Genomic DNA, 20464 nt, shown 5'->3' on the forward strand with positions numbered 1-20464 from the left:
CAAAGGCGATGCGGGCGAGACGGATCTTGGGATGGCTGTTGCTGGCGTGGTCCGCGGTCGCCGCCGCGGCGGTGCCGCCGACGCCGCAGCCGCGCCAACTGACCGTGGCCGACGGCCTGCCGTCCAACAGCATCAATGGCTTCGCCGAGGACAAGCTCGGCTATCTGTGGCTGGCCAGCAGCGACGGCCTGGCCCGCTTCGACGGACGCGGCTACCGCATCTGGCGCATCGAGGACGGCCTGCACCACAACAAGATCTGGTCGGTGCACGTGGATGCGCAGAACCGGGTCTGGTTCGGCACCGACGGCGCGGGCCTGGGCGTGCTGTCGGCCGACCGCCGGCAGTTCCGCTACTACGATCGCAGCACCTATCCGCAGATCGGCTCCACCACCGTCTGGGCCATCACCTCCACGCCGGACGGCAGCGTCTGGTTCGGTACCGCCGCCGGCGGCCTGCACCAACTGCAGCCGGATGGGCGCCTGCGCCGCTTCATGCCGATTCCCGGCGACGCGCGCAGCCTGCCCTCGGCCAGCATCACCCACTTGGCGACCACCCCGGACGGCACCTTGTGGGTGGGCACCCGCGGCGGCCTGGCGCGCTGGACCGGGCACGATTTCCAGCGCGTCGCCGCCACTGCGCTGCCGCGGCCGGACGTGCAGGGGCTGACCCCCGAGCGCGATGGCACGTTGTGGGTCGCCACCACCGGCGGGGTGCGCCTGGTGCGTGCCGACGGCAGCGTGGTGGAGCCGTACTGGCGCAACATGCCCGGCGAAAGCGTGTTGGGCATGTTGGTGCATGATCGCCACGGTACCCGCTGGTTCGACACCCTGGATGGGCTGGGCCGCGAAAGCGAATCCGCGGTGATCCGCAACGTGCCGCTGTACAGCAATTCCGCGCATGGGCTGGTCAAGCCGAACTGGTCGCTGGCCTTCGAGGACCGCGAGGGCGGCCTCTGGTTCGCCAGCACCAATGCCGGCCTGTGGCACCTGCCGGCCAACTGGCAGCAGTTCTCGGTGTTGTCCTACCGGGTCGACGACCCGGAGTCGATGGGCAATCCCTATGTGCTGGCCACCGCCGCCTCCCGCGATGGCGGCGTATGGCTGGCCGGCACGCGCGGGGTGCTGGACAAGCTGGATCCGGCCACCGGCGCGGTGCATCGGCACATGCGGGCGATGTTCGGTATGGACTGGACACGGGCGATCGCCGAGGACCCGCAGGGCCGGGTGTGGGCGGCCGCAGCCGGGGCCGTGCTGCGCTACGACCCGGCCACCGGCGAGGTCCGGCGCTGGGAAAAGGACGCCGGTGCCGATGCGCCGATCATGGACCTGGTGGACCGGATCGCCTTCAGCGGCGACCGCCATGTCTGGATCTTCAGCGACCTCGGCGGCGCGCAGGTGCGCGACCTCGACGGGCACGTGCTGCGCAACATGACGCCGGGGACCGCCGGCGTGCCCGCCGACCTGGTGGTGCAGCAGGCAGGCCCAGGGCCGCAGGGTCAGCCTTGGCTGCTGGGGCAGCATGGATTGCTGGCCTGGAACCCGGCGCAGGCGCGTTTCGAGCCGGTGCCGGGCGCGCCGCAGCGCCCCTTGAGCGCCATGGCGATCAGCGACGGCAACGTGGTCTGGCTGGCCAGTGTCGGCTGCCTGGAGCGCTATCTGTGGGATGGCCGCCGGCTGAGCCTGCTCGACCGCATCGACGCCGAGCAGGAGTTCCCCGCGCTGGCGCCGAACGGCCTGGTGGTCGATGCCAGCGGCGTCGCCTGGTTGAGCAGCATGCGCGGCTTGATCCGGGTCGACCCGGCGAGCAAGGCGATCCGCTCCTATGGCGTGCACGACGGCCTGCCCAACCAGGAGTTCCAGACCCGCAGCCTGGTGCAGGCGCGCAGCGGCCAGATCCTCGGCGGCACCCCCGACGGCGTGGTGCTGTTCGAGCCGGCGCAGGTGGTGCCGTCGCGGCGGCAGCCGCCGCTGGTGATCGAGCGGATCGGCGTGCGTCGTGGCGAGCGCGGGCTGGACCTGCTGCACGCCGGTCAGATCGTGCTGCAGGAAGGCGACCGCGACCTGCACGTGGTCGCGCGGCTGCTGTCGTTCTCCGATACCGAGGCCAACAGCTATCGCTTCCGCCTCAGCGGCTACGACCCGGACTGGGTCGACGTGGGCGCCAGCGGCGAGCGCCTGTTCTCGCGTCTGCCGTCGGGCCACTACGTGCTGGAGATGCAGGCGCGCACCGCCGACAAGGTGTGGTCGAAGGTGGTCACGCTGCGCTTCCGCGTGCTGCCGCCGTGGTGGCGCAGCCCCTGGGGCGTGGCCGGGCTGGCGGTGCTGGCGGTGCTGGCGCTGTGGCTGCTCGCGTACCTGTACCGGCGCCGGCTGCGCCGGCGCGCCGCCTGGCAACTGGCGGTGCACAAGCAGGAGGTGGCCGAGCAGGCCTCGCTGGCCAAGACCCGCTTCCTGGCCACGCTGGGCCACGAGGTGCGCACGCCGATGACCGGGGTGCTGGGCATGAGCGAACTGCTGCTGGCCACGCCGCTGGATGCCAGGCAGCGCCGCTACACCGAATCGATCCGCGACGCCGGCTCGCATCTGCTGCGCCTGGTCAACGATGCGCTGGACCTGGCGCGGATCGAGGCCGGGCGCCTGGAACTGGACCAGCAGCCGTTCGACCTGGGCCGGCTGATCGCCGAACTGGAGGCGATGATGGGGCCGATGGCGCGCAGCCGCGGCCTGGCGTTCGCGCTGGACAACGCCATGCCGCCGGAGGTCACCGCACGCGGCGACGCCACGCGGGTGCGGCAGATCCTGCTGAACCTGCTCAACAACGCCATCAAGTTCACCGAGCACGGCAGCGTGCAGTTGCGGGTGGCGCCGCTGCAGCCGCAGCAGGGCGTGCGCTTCGAGGTGGCCGACACCGGGCCGGGCATCAATGCCGAGCAGCAGGCGCGGCTGTTCCAGCGCTTCGAGCAGGCCGACGGGCCGCGCACCGCCGCGCGCTACGGCGGCAGCGGCCTGGGCCTGGCGATCAGCCAGGAACTGGCGGTGGCGATGGGCGGGCGCATCGACCTGCGCAGCCGCCTCGGCGCCGGCACCCGCTTCGTGGTCGACCTGCCGTTGCCGTGGGCGCCGGTGCCGCTGCCGCAGGCGCCGCGCGACACCCGCGCGTCCGCCAGCGCCGCGGCGCCGCGGCGGATCCTGCTGGTCGAGGACGACCCGACCGTGGCCGAAGTGGTCGGCGGCCTGCTGCGCGCGCGCGGCCACCACGTCACCCACGCCGCGCATGCGCTGGCCGCGCTGACCGAAGCGGCGGCCAGCAGCTTCGACATCGCCTTGTTGGACCTGGATCTGCCCGGCCTGGACGGCCTGGCGCTGGCGCGGCAGTTGCGCGCCTTCGGCTACGGCATGCCGCTGATCGCGGTCACCGCCCGCGCCGACGCCGATGCCGAACCGCAGGCCCGCGCTGCCGGCTTCAGCGGCTTCCTGCGCAAGCCGGTGACCGGCGAGATGCTGGCCGAGGCGGTGGAGGGCAGGCCGGAACCCGAAAACGGGAACCCGGACGCCGGGGGCAAGGGCGAGAGCAGTGACGTGACGTAGGCGATGCGCGGTGCCTCCCTGCGCGGTGCCTCCCTTAGGAGCGGCTTCGGCCGCGACCGCACGTCATGCGGAACGCCCGGTCGCGGCCGAAGCCGGTCGTACCAGAGTCAAAGGATCCGGCAGACCGCAACGCCGCCGCCGTAGCGAATCCCCACTCCCCATTCCCCAATCCCGGCTACTCGGCTACTCGGCCACCTCCTCCACCTGCTTCGGATGCGGCCGGGTGTCGGGCAACTGCCAGAAGATCAGGGTCGAGGTCAGGGTGATGGCGCCGACGCAGACGAAGGTCGCGTGCAGTGCCGCGGTAGCGCCGTGGGTATCGCCGAGATGGGTGTTGAAGGCGGCCAGCAGGCTGCCGGCGGCCGCGGCGCCGAAGCCGGTGGCCAGCATCATCACCATCGACAGCAGGCTGTTGCCGGCGCTGGCCTGGTCGCGGTCCAGGTCGCGCAGGGTCACCGTGTTCATGACGGTGAACTGCAGCGAGTTGACCGCGCCGAACAGCGCCAGCTGCAGCAGCCGCCAGCCCAGCGGCTGGCCGGCGTCGAACAGCAGGAAGCTGGCCATCGCGGTGCCGACCAGCACGGTGTTGGTCATCAGCACGCGGCGGTAGCCGAAGCGCTCCACCAGCTTCACCGCCGCGCGCTTGGAGACCATGCCGGCCAGCGCCACCGGGATCATCATCAGGCCGGCGTCCATCGGGCTCATGCCCAGGCCCACCTGCAGCAGCAGCGGGATCAGGAACGGCATGCTGCCGCTGCCCACGCGCGAGAACAGGTTGCCGAGGATGCCGATGCGGAAGCTGGTGACCTTGAACAGATGCAGCGGGAACAGGGGTGCCGCCGCATTGGCCGCGTGCAGCCAGTAGCCGATCAGCGCGGCCAGCCCGGCGATCGCCAGCAGCATCACGAAGGCGTGGCGCAGGCCCAGGTCGGAGATGCCGTCCAGCGCCAGCGACAGCGCGACCATGCCGAAGGCGAGCATGGCGTAGCCGATCAGGTCGAAGCGGGTGCGCTGCTCGCCGTAGAAGTCCGGCATGATCTTCAGCGCCGCGGCGAAACCGAGCGCGCCGATCGGCAGGTTGATCAGGAATACCCAGTGCCAGGACGCTACCTGTACCAGCCAGCCGCCCAGGGTCGGCCCGACCAGCGGCCCGATCAGCGCGGGGATGGCGATGAAGCTCATCGCGCTGAGGAACTGCGCGCGCGACACCGAGCGCATCACCGCCAGCCGGCCGACCGGCAGCAGCATCGCGCCGCCGATGCCCTGCAGCACGCGCGCGGCGACCAGGTACGGCAGCCGCGGCGCCGCCGCGCATAGCAGCGAGCCCAGGGTGAACAGCACGATCGCGATCAGGAAGGTGCGGCGGGTGCCGTAGCGGTCGGCGATCCAACCGGAGGCGGGAATGAACATCGCCACGGCCAGCGCGTAACTGAACACCACCGACTGCATCTGCAGCGGGCTCTCGCCCAGACTGCGCGCCATCGCCGGCAGCGCGGTGTTGACGATGGTCGCATCCAGCATCTGCATGAAGATGGCCAGCGACACCAGCCACAGCAGCGGACGGAAACTGCGCGTGTTGGGAATAGCGATCGGATCGGAGGAGGGCGCGGACATCGGCACGCAGGGCGACGCGAGGGGATCCATAGGATCGCGCAGATCGCGTCGCAGTGCCGTGGAGCCGCGATCGTTGCGCGTTGCGATGCAGCCCGCGCTCAGCGATCGGCGCCGTGCAAACCTCCGCAGCCGGCGGCATGCACGCGCGCTCGTAGGAGCGGCTTCAGCCGCGACGGGCGTTCCCGCACCATGCCGTCGCGGCTGAAGCCGCCCCTACGCAAAAGCGCAAGGAATCGAGCGCACGGTCAGATCGCCGACCATGCGCGCGACTGCAATCCCGAATCCCAGCCCCTAAGCACGCCGGCTATGCCGCTGCACCGCCTCCACCAACGCGCCGACATGCTCGGGCTGCATGTCCGGCGACAGGCCGTGACCGAGGTTGAACACGTGGCCGTCCAGCGCGCCGCCGTTGCCGTCGGCATAGCTGTGCAGTACGCGCTGCACCTCGCGTTCGATCGCCGCCGGCGCGCCGTACAGCACCGCCGGGTCCAGGTTGCCCTGCAGGGCGACGCGGCCGCCGGTGCGGCGCGCGGCGTCGGCCAGGTCGATGGTCCAGTCCACGCCCACGCCTTCGGCGCCGGAGGCGGCCAGCTCCTCCAGGTAGGGCGCGTTGCCCTTGCCGAACAGGATCAGCGGGGTGCGTTCGGCGCCGTCGCCGCGCGCCAGTTCGCGGGCGATGCGCTGCAGGTAGGGCAGGGAGAACTCGCGGTACATGGCCGGGCTCAGCACGCCGCCCCAGGTGTCGAACACCTGCAGCGCCTGCGCGCCGGCCGCGCGCTGCGCGGCCAGGTAGGCGATCACCGCGTCGGTGTTGACCGACAGCAGTGCGTGCAGCGCCGCCGGGTCGTTCAGCGCCAGCGCCTTGATCCGCGCGTAGTTGTCGCTGCCGCCGCCCTCGACCATGTAGCAGGCCAGGGTCCAGGGGCTGCCGGAGAAGCCGATCAGCGGCACGCGGCCGTCCAGCTCGCGGCGGATCACCCGCACCGCGTCCATCACGTAGCGCAGCTCGGTCTCCATGTCCGGCACGCCGAGCCGGGCGATCGCCGCCGCGTCGCGCACGGGATGGCGGAACTTGGGGCCTTCGCCTTCGACGAAGTACAGCTCCAGGCCCATCGCATCGGGAATGGTGAGGATGTCGGAGAACAGGATCGCCGCGTCCAGCGGGAACCGCGCCAGCGGCTGCAGGGTCACCTCGCAGGCCAGTTCCGGGGTCTTGGCCATGGCCAGGAAGCTGCCGGCGCGGGCGCGGGTGGCGCGGTACTCGGGCAAGTAGCGCCCGGCCTGGCGCATCAGCCACACGGGGGTCTGGTCCACGGGCTCGCGGCGCAGCGCGCGCAGCAGGCGGTCGTTCTTGAGCATGGGGGATTCCTTAGCGCGGCGCGTCGGCGCCACGGGTGAACATGACCTGGAAGCCGCGCTTGAGCTGGGCGTCGCGGGCCTTCTCGAAGGCGGCGTGGGCGTCGTCCTGCTGCAGGTACAGCTCGCGCCGCAGCTGCGCGCGGCCGCCGATCTGGCCGCTTTCGCGCAACAACTCCCAGCCGCCGAACAGGTCCGGCTGCAGGGTCAACTGCAGGTAGCGTGGCGGCTCGTTGCCGTCGGGGCGTTGCTGGAGGAAGACGCGCATGCGCCGATTGTAGCGGGTGCCGGTGCAGGCGACGTGGCCCGGGCGGCGGAACCCAGCGGGCGCTCAGCCGGTGCGGAAGCCGCGGCGGTAGGCCGAGGGCGGTAGCCCCAGGTCGCGGGTGAACTGCTGGCGCAGCGCGCCGGCGCTGCCGAAGCCGCAGTCGGCGGCGATCCGCTCCAGCGGCAGGTCGGTGCGCTCCAGCAACTGCTGGGCGCGCACCAGCCGCTGGTGCGCCAGCCACTGCACCACGGTGGTCCCGGTCACCTGGCGGAACTGCCGGGTGAAGCTGCGCCGGCTCATCCGCGCGTGCGCGGCCAGCGCGTCCAGGCGTAGCGGCTGCTCCAGCCGCTGCAGCATCCAGTCCAGGGTCGGGCCGAGCAGGGCGTCGCGGCGATTGGCCGGCAGCGGCTGTTCGACGTACTGCGCCTGCCCACCCTGGCGGTGCGGCGCCACCACCAGGCGCCGGGCGATGCGGTTGGCGACCGCGGCGCCGTGGCGGCGGCGCACCAGGTGCAGGCAGCAATCGATGCCGGCCACGGTGCCGGCCGAGGTCAGCACGTCGCCGTCGTCCACGTACAGCACGTCCGGCTGCAGCCGCACCTGCGGGTGGCGTTGCGCGAAGCGCGCCAGCGCCGCCCAGTGGGTGGTGGCAGGGCGGCCATCGAGCAGGCCGGCGTCGGCCAGCACGAAGGTGCCCAGGCACAGCCCGACCACCTGCGCGCCGCCGGCGTGGGCGCGGCGCAGCGCCTGGCACAGCGCCGCCGGCGCCGGCTCGGCGGCGTCGCGCCAGGACGGCACGATCACCGTGTCGGCGTCCTCCAGCGCTTCCAGGCCGTGCTGCACCTGGATGGCGAAGCCGGCATCGGTGCGCAACGGGCCCGGGTCGGCCGCGCAGACCCGCAGGTCGAAGGCCGGCAGGTCGGCGTCGGGCCGCGCCTCGAACACCTGGCAGGGCACCGCCAGGTGGAACGGGCTGATGCGGTCGAAGGCGACCACGGCGATGCGATGCGGCGACATGGCCCGATTTTAGCGAAAATGGCGATTCGGGCCACTCGTCGGCGCGGGCGTGGCCGCCGACACTGGCCGCCCCTTCGCCCTGGAGCCCTGCCATGCCGTCTCCCCGTCGCGTCCTGCTGGTCATCGACGTCCAGAATGAGTATTTCGATGGCGCGTTGCCGATCGCCCATCCGCCGGTGGCTGCGTCGTTGCCCAACATCCTGAGCGCAATGGACGCGGCACAGGCGCACGGCGTGCCGGTGCTGGTGGTGCAGCACACCGCGCCGGCGCAGGCGCCGGTGTTCGCCGAAGGCAGCGCCGGCTGGGGCCTGCACCCGCAGGTCGCCGCGCGGCCGCGCACGCGGCTGCTGCGCAAGACCCGGCCCAGCGTCTTCGCCGACACGGACCTGGCCGACTGGCTGCAGCAGCAGGCGATCGACACCCTCACCGTGGCCGGCTACATGACCCACAACTGCAACGCCTCGACCGTGTACGAGGCCTTCCACCGCGGGCTGGCGGTGGAAGTGCTGGGCGACGCCAGCGGCGCGCTGCCGTACGCCAACGCCGCCGGTCAGGCCAGCGCCGAGGAGATCCACCGGGTGTTCGGGGTAGTGTTCCACAGCAACTTCGCTGCGGTCGCCGACACCGCGCAGTGGATCGCGGCGGTGGCGGCGCGGCAGCCGCTGCCGCGCGACAGCGTGCTGCAGTCCAACCGCCGCGCGCGGGGTGCGGCATGAGCGCCGCGCCGCGGGTGCTGCGCGCGCGTGACTTCACCGGCACCCGCGCCTGGGAGGCGCTGCCGGTGGCGCTGCTGGACGGGATCGGCGTGCGCATCCACTGGACCGACCAGCCCTATGTCTGGCACGTCAACGACGGCCAGGAGGTGTTCGTGGTGCTGGACGGACAGGTGCAGATGCGCTGGCGCGTGCACGGCGTCGAGCAGGCGGCATTGCTGCAGGCCGGCGACGTGTTCCATGCGCCGGAGGGCACCGAGCACGTGGCGCACCCCCAGGGCCCGGCGCGGGTGCTGGTGGTGGAGCGCGACGGCAGTCCATGAGGATCCGGCACGCCGCGCGCGCGACAGCAGCGCGCGGCGTGTCGCGAGTGCTGGCAGGGGCGTCGCGCGGCCGACGGCCGGCGCGAGAGGCGCCGCAGGCTGCGCATCGCGGTGTGCGTTCTATCACGGGCCCATCACTGCCGTTCTGGCGTCATTGGGACAGGCTATGCCGCTGCGTGCGCACAGAGATCCTGGTGTCACGGCATCGCCATTCACCACGAGTGCGGACGCGGCCGACATGCGAAGCCAGAGCGATGGGCGGTTCCCTGGGCAGTACCCGGATGTCGGCGCGGGACAGGCTCCCGCGCCGCCCGTTGCCATCTTCGACGATGCCTTGCTGTTGCGCGCGCCACGCCGGGGTGTGCGAGAGCGGGCCACGCCACGCGCCGCCCGCGGCATGGGGCGGGTCGCGGTCTTCGCCGGGTTGGGCGCGCTGTGCCTGCTGATCCTCGGCATCTGGTCCTGGCGCGCGCATCGCCAGCAACCCGCGGCGGCACCGGAGCCGTTGCGGGTGCAGACCATGACGGTGGCGCCGCATCGGGTGCCGGACATCATCGAGACCTCCGGCACCCTGCTGTCGCCGCAGACCGTAGAGGTGCGCGCGCAGACCGACGGGGTGCTGCAGTCGGTGCTGATCCATGACGGCGAGCAGGTCCACGCCGGGCAACTGCTGTTCACCATCGACCCGCGGCCGCTGCGGGCGGCGCTGGCGCAGGCGCGCGCCACCCTGGCGCGCGACCAGGCACTGGCGGCGGACGCGGCCGACACCGAGGCGCGCTACGGCAAGCTGTCCAGGACCGGCGCGGTCGATCCCAAGACCTACACCACCGCGGCCGACACGCTGCGCTCGCTGCGCGGCACCGTCGCCGCCGACCAGGCCCAGGTCGAACAGACCCAGCTGTCGCTGGCCTACACCCAGGTCCGCGCGCCCATCGACGGCCGCGCCGGCGCCATCGCGGTCAAGCCGGGCAACCTGGTGTCCAGCGGCTCCAGCACGGCGCTGGTGACGCTCAATGTCAGCACGCCGATCGAAGTGCGCTTCGCCCTGGCGCATGTGCAGGTCGACGCCGTGCGCGCCGCGCCGGCCGGTCGCCAGGGCCTGGGCCTGCCGGTGCTGGCGCTGGATGCGGTGAGCGGCACGCTGCTCGATCGCGGCGAGGTGGCGTTTCTCGACAACGCCTTCGACACCAGCAGCGGCACGCTGGAACTGCGCGCGCGTTTCGCCAACGCCGCTGGCACGCTGTGGCCGGGGCAGTTCGTCACCGTGCGGGTGATCCTGGCAGAGGACCCGCAGGCGCTGTCGGTGCCCGAGAGTGCCTTGCAGCAGGGACAGCAGGGGCCGTACGTGTACTGCGTGGTCGATGGCCACGCCGCGGCGCGGCCGCTCAGCGTGGCGCGGATGATCGACGGGCAGGCGGTGATCGCCAAGGGCTTGCGCGCGGGCGATCGCGTCATCCTCACCGTGCCCAACGAACTGCGCGACGGCACCGCGGTGCGCTCCGGCAACCAGCCCGCCACGCCGAACGCGGCGGCCACCGGACGGCCTGCGTGAACCTGTCGGCGTTGTTCATCCGCCGCGCGGTGATGACCTCGGTGCTGATGATCGGGCTGGTGCTGGCCGGCGCCATGGCCTACTTCGCGCTGCCGGTGAGCGAATTGCCCGACGTCAGTTTCCCGACCATCACCGTCAACATGTCGCTGCCCGGCGCCAATCCCGAGACCATGGCCGCGGCGGTGGCCACGCCGCTGGAGCGGCAGTTCAGCGGCCTGCCCGGGCTGGACACGATGAGTTCGACCAGCAGCGTCGGCAGCACCCGCATCGTGTTGCAGTTCGCGTTGAGCCGCAATGTCGATGCCGCCGCGCAGGACGTGCAGAACGCGGTCTCGCAGGCGGCCGGGCTGCTGCCGCGCGAGATCAATCCGGCGCAGATCCAGAAGGAGGATCCCAGCGCCGCGCCGATCATGCACCTGATCCTGCGCTCCAGGACCATCGCGCTGCCGCTGCTCAACCAGTTCGCCAAGGACCGCGTGGCGCTGCGCCTGGCCTCGGTGCCGGGCGCCGGCCAGATCGACGTCAACGGCGCGCAGAAGTATGCGGTGCGCCTGTTCGTCAATCCGCACCTGCTCGCCGCCCGCCACCTGGGCTTCGACCAGGTGGTCTCGGCGGTGCAGGCGGGCAACAGCAACGCGCCGGCCGGCACGCTGATGGGGCGCGCGCGGTCCTACACTGTGCGCGCCGACGGGCAGCTCAAGCGCGCGGCCGATTTCGACGCCATGGTGCTGACCTATGCCGACGGTGCGCCGGTGCGCTTTCGCGACGTCGGCCATGCCGAGGACAGCGTCGAAAACCTGCAGACCGCGGCCTCGCTCAACGGCCAGCGCGCGATCGAGATCAACCTCCACCGCCAGCCGGGCGCCAACACGCTGTCGGTGACCCAGGGCATCCAGGCGGCGCTGCCGGGGATCCGCGCGCAGTTGCCCGGCGACGCCCAGCTCGACGTGCTCTACGACCGCGGCGATTACATCGGCGCCTCGGTCGAGGACGTCGAATGGACCCTGCTCGGCTCGCTGCTGCTGGTGATCGTGGTGATCCTGCTGTTCCTGCGCAGCTGGATGGCGACGCTGATCGTCGCGCTGGTGCTGCCGACCTCGCTGATCGGCACCTTCGCGGTGATGCGCCTGCTGCACTTCAGCCTCGACAACATCTCGATGCTGGCGCTGACCCTGTCGGTCGGCTTCGTGGTCGACGATGCCATCGTGGTGATCGAGAACATCGTCCGCCACGCCGAGCAGGGCGCCAGCCGCATGGACGCGGCCATCGCCGCCTCGCGCGAGATCGGCTTCACCGTGCTGTCGATGACGGTGTCGCTGGCGGCGGTGTTCCTGCCGATCGTGTTCATGGGCGGACTGGTCGGGCGGCTGTTCTCCGAGTTCGGCATGGTGATCGCGATCGCGGTGATCCTGTCCGGGATCGTCTCGCTGACCCTCACGCCGATGCTCGCCAGCCGCTGGCTCGACCCGAAGAAAAGCACGGGCTGGGTGTTCGAGCGCTTCGACCGGTTGGTCGACGCCAGCGAACGCGGCTACGCGCGCTCGCTGGCCTGGGCCACCGAGCGCATCGGCCTGATGTGCGTCATCGGCGTGGCCACCCTGGTCGGTACCGCGGGCGTCTATGCCGTGGTCGAGAAGGGCTTCATCCCGCAGGTCGATTCGGGAAAGATCGACGGCGACACCCGTGTGCCGGAGGGCACCGCCTTCGCCGACTTCGTCGCCAAGCAGGCGGCGGTGGTGAAGATCATCCAGCGCAATCCCAACGTGGCCAACGTCGAATCGGTGATCGGCTCGGACAATTCCCTCAGCAACAGCGGGCGCCTGCTGATCGGGCTCAAGCCGCTGTCCGAGCGCAGCGGCAGCGCCGAGCAGGTGATCCAGGACGTGCGCAAGCAGGTCGCCGCGATCCAGGGCATCACCCTCAACATGCGCAATCCGCCGGCGATCGACATGGGGCCGACCGCCTCGAACGGCTCGCTGCAGTACGTGCTGCAGTCCACCGACCAGAAGGCGCTGTACGCCCAGTCCGACATCATCCTGCAACGCCTCCGGCAACTGCGCCAGGTGCAGGATCCGCAGAGCGACCTGCAGCTCAAGAACCCGGAGATCGAGGTGGTGCTGCACCGCGAGCAGGCCGCGGCGCTGGGCGTCACCGCCGCCGGCCTGCAGGACACCCTGGCCAGCGCGTACGGCGGCCGCAAGATCAGCACCATCTACGGCGACACGGACCAGTACGAGGTGCTGCTGCAGGTCGACCCCGCGGCGCAGGCCGACCTCAACGGCCTGGATGCGCTGTCGTTCAACGGCAACCAGAACCCGGGCATCACCGCGATCGGCACGCAGACCTCCAACAGCAGTTCCGGCACCAGCGCGGTGCTGACCGCGGCCGGCGGCCCGATGGTGCCGCTGCGCGCGGTGGCCGACGTGCGCATGGGCGTGGGGCCGGTGGCGATCAACCACTACGCCGGCCTGCCGGCGGTGACCCTGTCGATGAACCTGGCGCCCGGCGTGTCGCTGGGCGAGGCCGCCGCCGGCATCGGCAACCTGATGGCGCAGACCCTGGGCAAGGGCGATGCGCGCGCCATCAGCGGCCAGTTCGCCGGCTCGGCGCAGGCCTTCGAGAATTCGATGAAGACCTTGCCGATGCTGCTGCTGATCACCGTGTTGCTGATCTATGGCGTGCTGGCGATCCTGTACGAGAACGCGCTGCATCCGATCACCATCCTGACCTCGCTGCCGCTGGCCGGCTTCGGCGCCATCCTCATGCTGGTGCTGTTCCGCCAGGAGCTCAATCTCTTCAGCTTCGTCGGCCTGATCCTGCTGGTCGGGCTGGTCAAGAAGAACGGCATCATGATGGTGGACTACGCGCTGGACCTGGAGCGCTCGGGTGAGGAACGCTGGAAACAGCCGCGCGCGGCGATGCTCGAAGCGGCGACGGTGCGCTTCCGCCCGATCATGATGACCACCCTGGCGGCGGTGCTGGGGTCGCTGCCGATCGCGCTGGGCTTCGGCGCCGGCGCCGAGGCGAGGCGCCCGCTCGGCATCGCGGTGGTCGGTGGCCTGCTGTTCTCGCAGGCGCTGACCCTGTACCTGACCCCGGCCTTCCACATCGCGATGGCCGAGTGGCTGGCGCGCCGCCGCGCGCGTCGCGACGGCGCCACGCCGCCGTCGGCGCCGTCGCTGCCGGAGCCGGCCTGATGCGCGCGCTCGCGCTCGGTGCCGTCACCCTGCTGTCGGCGTGCAGCCTGACGCCGGCCTACGTGCGTCCCGCCGCACCGATCCCGCCGTCGTGGCCGGTGGGCGATGCCTACCTGGCGCAGCACGAGGCCACATTGCCGTCGCTGAGCTACCGGCAGGTGTTCGGCGACCCGCGCCTGCAGGCGCTCGTCGCGCAGGCGCTGGACAGCAACCGCGATCTGCGGATCGCACTCGCCGACATCGCCCAGGCGCGGGCGCAGTACCGGATCCAGCGCGCCGCAATGCTGCCCGAGGTCGGCGCCAGCGCGAGCTATGCGCGCTCCTATCGCGGCAAGGGCGCGGCCCCGGCCAACGACGGAACGCAGGGCGGCAACGCAGCGGCCGCGCCGGCGGCGGGCTATGCGAGCAACTACGACCTGGGGCTGGGCGTCACCGCCTTCGAACTCGATCTGTTCGGTCGGATCCGCGCGCTGACCGCGGCCGCGCAGCAGCGCTACCTGGAACAGGAGGCGGCGGCGCGGGCCACGCGGCTGACCCTGGTCGGCGACATCGCCACGGCCTGGCTGACCTATGCCAGCGACCGCAGCCTGTTGACGCTGGCGCAGGACACCGTGCGCAGCGCCGGCGCCAGCGTGGCGCTGACCGCGCAGCGGGTGGACGGCGGCATCGTGCCGCACTCGGCGCTGGATCAGGCCAACCAGGTGCTGCACGCCGCGCAGTCCGACCTGGCCGCGCAGACCACGGCGGTGGCGCAGGACGTCAATGCCTTGCAGTTGCTGGTGGGCGCTCCGGTCGATCCGGCGCTGTTGCCGGCCTCGCTCGAGGAGGCCGCGGCGCGCATCGGCGATCCGCCGGCCGGCCTGGACACGAGCGTCCTGCTGCGCCGGCCCGACGTGGTGCAGGCCGAGTACGAACTGCGTGCGGTCAATGCCGAGATCGGCGCCGCCCGCGCCGCGTTGTTTCCGCGTATCAGCCTGAGCGGCCTGTTGGGGCTGACCAGCACGGCGCTGTCGGACCTGTTCGCCCACGACGCATTCAGCGGCTCGGTGGGCGCCGGCGCCGCCTACACCGTGTTCGATGGCGGCGCGGCGCGTGCCAACGTGCGCTACACCGAGGCGCAGCGCGATGCCGCCGTGGCCGGTTACGAAAAGACCGTGCAGACCGCTTTTGGCGAAGTGGCCGATGCGCTGGCCCGGCGCGGCACCATCGACGCGCAGCTGCGCGCGCAGCGCGCGCTCCTCGCCGATGCCGCCAACACCTATGATGCCAGCGCGCAGCGCTATCGCATCGGCGTGGAAAGCGCGCTGTCCAACCTGGATGCGCAGCGCAGCTATTACGCGGCGCAGCGCAGCCTGGTCGCGGTCGAACTGACCGCGGCGACCAACCGGGTCACGCTGTACCGCACGCTGGGTGGAGATGCGTCGCTGGAGCACGTCCAGCCCTGAGTACGCGGGGAGCTGGTTGGCGGCACGCTGCAGCCGGGCGCGCTGCATGGCGTGCCGCCGGTGGTGCGCTTACTTCAGGTGTTCGCGCAGTCCGTCGCCGGCCTGCTGGATGGCGGTCCGCACCGCGGGCACGTCGCGCAGGGCATTGAGCAGGCCGAAGTCATGGATCAGCCCGTTGTAGCGGGTCACGGTGACCGTCACCCCGGCCTGGTCCAGCTTGCGGCCGAAGGCTTCGCCCTCGTCGCGCAGCACGTCCAGTTCGGCGGTCTGGATCAGCGTCGGCGGCAGGCCGGCCAGCTGCGCCGGGGTGGCACGCAGCGGCGAGGCGGTGATCTCGGCGCGGGCCTTGGGATCGGTGGTGTAGTTGTCCCAGAACCAGGTCATCATGTTGCGGGTGAGGAAGTAGCCGCTCTGGAAGCGCTGGTACGAGCCATCGTCGAAGCTGGCATCGGTCACCGGCCACAGCATCAGGTCGTAGCGCAGCGCCGGCGTTCCGGCCGCCTTGGCCTGCAGCGCCACGGCCGCGACCATGTTGCCGCCGACGCTGTTGCCGGCCAGCGCCAGGCGCTTGCCGTCCACGCCGATCTGCGCGCCATGTTCGGCGACCCAGCGGGTGGCGGCATAGGCCTGGTGGATGGCGACCGGATACTGCGCTTCCGGCGACGGCGTGTAGTCCACATAGACGGCCACCGCGCCGGAGGCGTTGACCAGGTCGCGGATCAGGCGTTCGTGGGTCGGGAAGTCGCCCAGCACCCAGCCGCCGCCGTGGAAGAACATGAAGGCCGGCAACACCTGGCCGGCGCTGTGCGGTGGCCGCACGATCACCAGGTTCAGCGGCTTGCCGTCGGCCTGGATGGTGGTGCGGCTGACCTCGGCCGGCGGCAGCGGCGTATTGGCCTGGGCCTCGATCAGCACCTGCCGCGCCTGCGTCGGCGTGAGCTGTTCGATCGGCTTGCCGCCGCTGTCGTTGAGCGCATCGAGGAACGTCGCGACCGGGCGCAACGGCGCCGGCTGATTGGCCGGCGTCGCGGCCGTGGCAGTGCCGATCGCGCCAGCCAGCAGTGAGGTGGCGAGCAAGGGGAGCAGGGTCTTCATGGCGGTTTCCTGGGGCATGCCGGGCGGGGTGCCGGCGACAGGAGTGACTTTGCGCGCCAAGGCGATACGATGGGTGGCGAATCGTCCACGAAACTTTACCCGGAGTCCTGAGTGACCGACCGCCTTGCCGCCTTGTTGACCCACTTCTCGGTCAGTGCCGAGGTCTTCCACGCCGGCACGCTGTGCGGCCTGCACCGGCTCGATGACGGCGACCGTGGCCAGTTGCATCTGCTGCGCGAGGGCAGCGTGGTCGTCCACAACGGCGACGGACACGTGCTGCGGATCGACCGGCCGAGCCTGCTGCTGTACCCGCAGGCCATGCCGCACCGCTTCGAGACCGATGCGCAACGCGGCGCGGATTTCGCCTGCGCGCATTTGCGCTTCAGCGGTGGCGCGGCCAATCCGCTGGTGCGCGCCTTGCCGGCCTGCATCTGCCTGCCGCTGGACGCGCTGCGCCAGGGTGAGACGCTGCTGCACCTGCTGTTCGAAGAAGCGTTTGCCCAGCATTGCGGACGCCAGGCGGTGTTGAACCGTCTGTTCGAGGTGGTGCTGGTGCACGTGATCCGCGAACTGATGGAGCAGGGGCTCGCCGACGGCGGCATGCTCGCCGGCATGGCCGATGCGCGGCTGCGGCTGGCGTTGACCGGCATCCATGACGCCCCGGCGCAGCCGTGGACGCTGGAGAGCCTGGCCGCCCGTGCCGGCATGTCGCGCAGTGCGTTCGCGCGCAGTTTTCGCGAGACCCTCGGCTGCACCCCGGGCCAATACCTGCAGGACTGGCGCATTGCCCTGGTGCAGCGCGGCCTGTGCGAAGGACGGCCGCTGAAGCAGCTTGCCGACGAGGTGGGTTACGGCAGCGAGGCCGCAGTGTCGCGCGTGTTCAAGGCGCAGGTCGGGCAGACCCCGCGCGCGTGGCGGCAGGCACGCTGAGTGCGGATGCGGGCGTGTGCAGGCGCGCCAGCCGACCGGCGCGCGCGGGTGACTGCCGCGTAAGCGCTGTACCGGCTCAGCCGGCGGCCAGCACCGCCAGCACCTCGGCCTCGTCCACGTCGGGGACGATCTCGGCGTGGCCGATGCCGCGCCACAGCACCAGCCGCAGGCGTCCGGCCAGGTTCTTCTTGTCCAGGCGCATGCGCGCCAGCAGCGCTTCCGGCGCCAGTCCGGCCGGCAGCGCGGTCGGCAGGCCGAAATCCTGCAGCAGCGCGCGCAGCTGCGCCGTGTCCTGCGCGCTGGCCATGCCCAGCCGGGCCGACAGCGCGGCGGCCAGCACCATGCCCACCGCCACCGCTTCGCCATGGTTGAGGTTGGCGTTGTCCGGGGCGCCGTAGCCCTGCTCGGTCTCGATGGCGTGGCCGAAGGTGTGGCCGAGGTTGAGCAGGGCGCGCTCGCCCTTCTCCAGCGGATCGCGGGCGACGATCTCGGCCTTGTGCTCGCAGCTGCGCGCGATCGCCTGCGCCAGCGCGGCCGGCTCGCCGGCCAGCAGCGCGTGGCGCTCGGCGTGCAGCCAGGCGAAGAACAGCGGGTCGCGGATCGCGCCGTACTTGATCACCTCGGCCAGGCCGGCGCGCAGTTCGCGCGGCGGCAGGCTGCGCAGTACGGCGGTGTCGGCCAGCACCGCGCGCGGCGGATGGAACGCGCCGACCAGGTTCTTGCCCTGCGGGATGTCCACCGCGGTCTTGCCGCCGACCGAGGAGTCGACCATCGCCAGCAGCGTGGTCGGCAGTTGCACGCAGTCCACCCCGCGCATCCAGCAGGCGGCGGCGAAGCCGGCCAGGTCGCCGACCACGCCGCCGCCCAGCGCCAGCACGCAGGCGTCGCGGGTGGCGCCCAGGGCGGCCAGCGCGGCGATCGCCGCGGCGAAGTTGTCCAGGGTCTTGGAGGCTTCGCCGGCGGGGATCACGAACTCGCCGACCTGCAGGTCCGGACGTGCCGCCAGCAACGCCGCGCGGACCTGCGCGGCGTACAGCGGCGCCACCTGGCTGTCGCTGAGCAGCAGGACGTGGCGGCCGCGCACCTGCGCGGCAAGGGCGGCGCCGTCGTCGAGCAGGCCGGGGCCGATGCGGATGGTGTAGGCCGGGTCGCCAGCGACCTCGACCGTGCGCGATGCGGCATTCATGCAGTGGGTTCCGGAAGTTTCCACGACGCGGCCAGGCGCACGACCAGCTGCGCGGTGGCCTCGGCCGGGGTGAGGTGGTCGGTGTCCAGGATCAGGTCGGCGACCTCGCGGTACAGCGGTTCGCGCACCGCGTGCAGGTCGCGCAGCACCCGCTCGCGGTCGCCACGCTGCAGCAGCGGCCGGCTGCGGTCGCGGTGCAGGCGCTGCAGTTGCGCGGCCACGCCGACCCGCAGATACACCACGAAGCCATGCTCGCGCATCTCGCGGCGGCTGTCGGCATTGAGCACGGCGCCGCCGCCGGTGGAGATCAGGTGGCCGGGCGTGCTCAGGAGGCTTTCCAGCACCGCGCGCTCGTGCTCGCGGAAGCCGGCTTCGCCGGCATGCTCGAACAGCGAGGCGATGCTGGCGCCGGTGCGCTCGACGATGCTCTGGTCGCTGTCGACGAAGACCAGGCCGAAGCGCTCGGCCAGGCGGCGGCCGATGACGCTCTTGCCGGCGCCCATCGGGCCGACCAGCACCAGGTTGGGGGCGGGATTCATCCGCCGATGCTAGCAGAGACCGATGCCGCCTCGCGCGCCGCGCAGGCGGCGCGCGCGAGCAGGCGCGCGCCGATGCGTGCGTCGCGCGGGGCATGGCGCGACAATGGCACATCGTCCGCCGAGTGCCTGCCGCCATGCCCGATCTGTACGCCGAAGCCCTGTCCACGTTCGCTGATCTGTTCGCCGAGGCGCGCAGCAGCGACGAGGCCGAATACAACGCCATGGTCGTGTCCTCGGCCACCCTGGAGGCGCGCCCGTCGTCGCGGGTGGTGCTGTTGAAGGCCTACGACCCGCGCGGCTTCGTGTTCTACACCCACCTGGACAGCCAGAAGGGCCGCGAGCTGCAGGCCAATCCGCAGGCCTCGCTGCTGTTCCTGTGGCGGCGCATGCGCGAGGACGGGGTGCAGGTGCGCATCGACGGCGAGGTGCAACTGGTCGCTGCGGCCGAGGCCGACGCCTATTTCGCCTCGCGGCCGCGCATGAGCCAGATCGGCGCCTGGGCCTCGGCGCAGTCGCGCACGCTGGCCTCGCGCGAGGAGTTCGAGGACCGCGTGGCCAAGGCCGAGGCCACCTTCGAGGGCCGCGAGGTGCCGCGCCCGGACGGCTGGGGCGGGTTCCGCGTGGTGCCGCGCAGCTTCGAGTTCTGGTACGGCGCCAAGTACCGCCTGCACGAGCGCTGGCGCTACGAGGCCGACGCCGCCGGGCACTGGAGCAAGCGGATGCTGTTCCCGTGAGCGGCGCCGGCCCGGTTTGCCTTGCTGCGGCGGCCGCGGCGCATGCGTGCGTGGGCCAGGCGCGTTGAGCATGGGCCCGCAGCGCATCGTCTGCCTGACCGAGGAGCCGACCGAGACCCTGTACGCGCTCGGCGAACAGCAGCGCATCGTCGGCATCAGCGGCTTCACCGTGCGCCCGCCGCAGGCGCGCCGCGACAAGCCCAAGGTCAGCGCCTTCACCAGCGCCAAGATCGACGAGATCCTGAAGCTGCAGCCGGACCTGGCGATCGGCTTCTCCGACATCCAGGCCGACATCGCCGCCGAGCTGGTGCGGCATGGCGTGGAGGTGTGGATCGCCAACCATCGCAGCGTCGCCGGCATCCTCGATTACATCCGCCGGCTCGGTGCGCTGGTCGGCGCCGGGCCGCGCGCGGCGGCCTACGCCGACGAATTGCAACATGGCCTCGACGCCATCGCCGCGCAGGCCGCGCGCTTGCCGCGGCGGCCGCGGGTCTACCTGGAGGAATGGGACGAGCCGATCATCACCGGCATCCGCTGGGTCGCCGAACTGGTGGGCATCGCCGGCGGCGACGACGTGTTCCCGGAACTGTCGGTGCAGCCGCTGGCCAAGGCGCGGATCCTCGCCGACGGCGATGAGGTGGTGCGGCGCGCGCCGGACATCATCCTCGGCTCCTGGTGCGGCAAGCGCTTCCGTCCCGAACGCGTCGCCGCGCGGTCGGGCTGGGCGGCGATTCCGGCGGTGCGCGACGGGCAACTGTTCGAGATCAAGTCGCCGCTGATCCTGCAGCCGGGGCCGGCCGCGCTCACCGACGGCGTGCGCGCCATCGCCGCCATCATCCAGGCCTGGGCCAGGGGCGTGGACGCGCGTTAGGGCGCGCCCGCCCAGGCCGGAGTCCGGAGGCCGCGAC

At 71.8% G+C, this 20464-nt stretch carries 16 protein-coding genes; 9 read left to right on the top strand and 7 right to left on the bottom strand.

The annotated features are described in order from the left end of the window. Nucleotides 1-8 precede the first annotated feature (8 nt). Entirely contained in the window at nt 9-3587 is a 3579-nt protein-coding gene (locus tag NKJ47_RS07520; protein ID WP_254460862.1) for a hybrid sensor histidine kinase/response regulator, read from the top strand. Between the two features lie 183 nt (nt 3588-3770). On the opposite strand, the gene mdtD is transcribed toward NKJ47_RS07520, so the two are convergent. The 4 genes from mdtD to NKJ47_RS07540 form a co-directional block, all read right to left on the bottom strand. Further along, a complete protein-coding gene (gene mdtD, locus NKJ47_RS07525) occupies nt 3771-5201 on the bottom strand; it encodes a multidrug transporter subunit MdtD (protein WP_254460863.1) in 1431 nt (476 codons plus the stop codon). A 291-nt stretch (nt 5202-5492) separates the two neighbouring features. Then, nucleotides 5493-6560 (bottom strand): uroporphyrinogen decarboxylase, encoded by a 1068-nt coding sequence (gene hemE, locus NKJ47_RS07530; RefSeq protein ID WP_254460864.1) that lies wholly within the window; start codon nt 6558-6560, stop codon nt 5493-5495. Between the two features lie 10 nt (nt 6561-6570). Further along, nucleotides 6571-6825 carry a WGR domain-containing protein gene (locus NKJ47_RS07535; RefSeq protein WP_254460865.1) on the bottom strand — a complete coding sequence of 85 codons (255 nt, stop codon included), beginning with the start codon at nt 6823-6825 and terminating at the stop codon, nt 6571-6573. Nucleotides 6826-6888: 63 nt separating this feature from the next. After that, a complete protein-coding gene (locus NKJ47_RS07540; RefSeq protein ID WP_254460866.1) occupies nt 6889-7842 on the bottom strand; it encodes a GlxA family transcriptional regulator in 954 nt (317 codons plus the stop codon). 92 nt (nt 7843-7934) lie between these two features. Here NKJ47_RS07540 and NKJ47_RS07545 point away from each other — a divergent pair, with 92 nt between their 5' ends. From NKJ47_RS07545 to NKJ47_RS07565, 5 genes are all read left to right on the top strand, one after another. Beyond that, nucleotides 7935-8558 carry a cysteine hydrolase family protein gene (locus NKJ47_RS07545; protein WP_254460867.1) on the top strand — a complete coding sequence of 208 codons (624 nt, stop codon included), beginning with the start codon at nt 7935-7937 and terminating at the stop codon, nt 8556-8558. Next, nucleotides 8555-8878 (top strand): cupin domain-containing protein, encoded by a 324-nt coding sequence (locus NKJ47_RS07550; protein WP_254460868.1) that lies wholly within the window; start codon nt 8555-8557, stop codon nt 8876-8878. Before NKJ47_RS07545 ends, NKJ47_RS07550 begins: the two co-directional genes overlap by 4 nt. 397 nt (nt 8879-9275) lie before the next feature. Then, nucleotides 9276-10430: an efflux RND transporter periplasmic adaptor subunit gene (locus NKJ47_RS07555; protein WP_254460869.1), complete on the top strand. Its 1155-nt coding sequence runs from the start codon at nt 9276-9278 to the stop codon at nt 10428-10430. Next, nucleotides 10427-13627: an efflux RND transporter permease subunit gene (locus NKJ47_RS07560; protein ID WP_254460870.1), complete on the top strand. Its 3201-nt coding sequence runs from the start codon at nt 10427-10429 to the stop codon at nt 13625-13627. The genes NKJ47_RS07555 and NKJ47_RS07560 overlap by 4 nt, the downstream gene beginning before the upstream one ends. Further along, on the top strand, nt 13627-15072 hold the full coding sequence (locus tag NKJ47_RS07565; RefSeq protein WP_254460871.1) for an efflux transporter outer membrane subunit: 1446 nt from the start codon (nt 13627-13629) through the stop codon (nt 15070-15072). Before NKJ47_RS07560 ends, NKJ47_RS07565 begins: the two co-directional genes overlap by 1 nt. A 69-nt stretch (nt 15073-15141) precedes the next feature. Here the strand turns inward: NKJ47_RS07565 and NKJ47_RS07570 are convergent, their stop codons facing one another. After that, entirely contained in the window at nt 15142-16167 is a 1026-nt protein-coding gene (locus tag NKJ47_RS07570; RefSeq protein ID WP_254460872.1) for an alpha/beta hydrolase, read from the bottom strand. A 111-nt stretch (nt 16168-16278) separates the two neighbouring features. Here NKJ47_RS07570 and NKJ47_RS07575 point away from each other — a divergent pair, with 111 nt between their 5' ends. After that, the gene (locus tag NKJ47_RS07575) at nt 16279-17097 is read left to right on the top strand and encodes an AraC family transcriptional regulator (protein ID WP_254460873.1); all 819 of its coding nucleotides are present in this window, start codon (nt 16279-16281) and stop codon (nt 17095-17097) included. A 76-nt stretch (nt 17098-17173) separates the two neighbouring features. Here NKJ47_RS07575 and aroB read toward each other — a convergent pair whose 3' ends face one another. Together aroB and NKJ47_RS07585 are read right to left on the bottom strand one after the other, a co-directional pair. After that, the gene (gene aroB, locus NKJ47_RS07580; protein WP_254460874.1) at nt 17174-18283 is read right to left on the bottom strand and encodes a 3-dehydroquinate synthase; all 1110 of its coding nucleotides are present in this window, start codon (nt 18281-18283) and stop codon (nt 17174-17176) included. Continuing rightward, nucleotides 18280-18822: a shikimate kinase gene (locus NKJ47_RS07585; RefSeq protein WP_254460875.1), complete on the bottom strand. Its 543-nt coding sequence runs from the start codon at nt 18820-18822 to the stop codon at nt 18280-18282. The genes aroB and NKJ47_RS07585 overlap by 4 nt, the downstream gene beginning before the upstream one ends. A gap of 134 nt (nt 18823-18956) precedes the next feature. Here NKJ47_RS07585 and pdxH point away from each other — a divergent pair, with 134 nt between their 5' ends. Then, nucleotides 18957-19556, top strand: a complete 600-nt coding sequence (gene pdxH, locus NKJ47_RS07590; RefSeq protein WP_254460876.1) for a pyridoxamine 5'-phosphate oxidase — start codon at nt 18957-18959, stop codon at nt 19554-19556. 70 nt (nt 19557-19626) lie between these two features. Continuing rightward, complete coding sequence (locus NKJ47_RS07595; protein ID WP_254460877.1) at nt 19627-20427, top strand: cobalamin-binding protein; 801 nt, start codon at nt 19627-19629, stop codon at nt 20425-20427. Nucleotides 20428-20464: the final 37 nt, after the last annotated feature.

This window comes from Xanthomonas sacchari (genome assembly GCF_024266585.1).
GTDB lineage: Bacteria > Pseudomonadota > Gammaproteobacteria > Xanthomonadales > Xanthomonadaceae > Xanthomonas_A > Xanthomonas_A sacchari_C.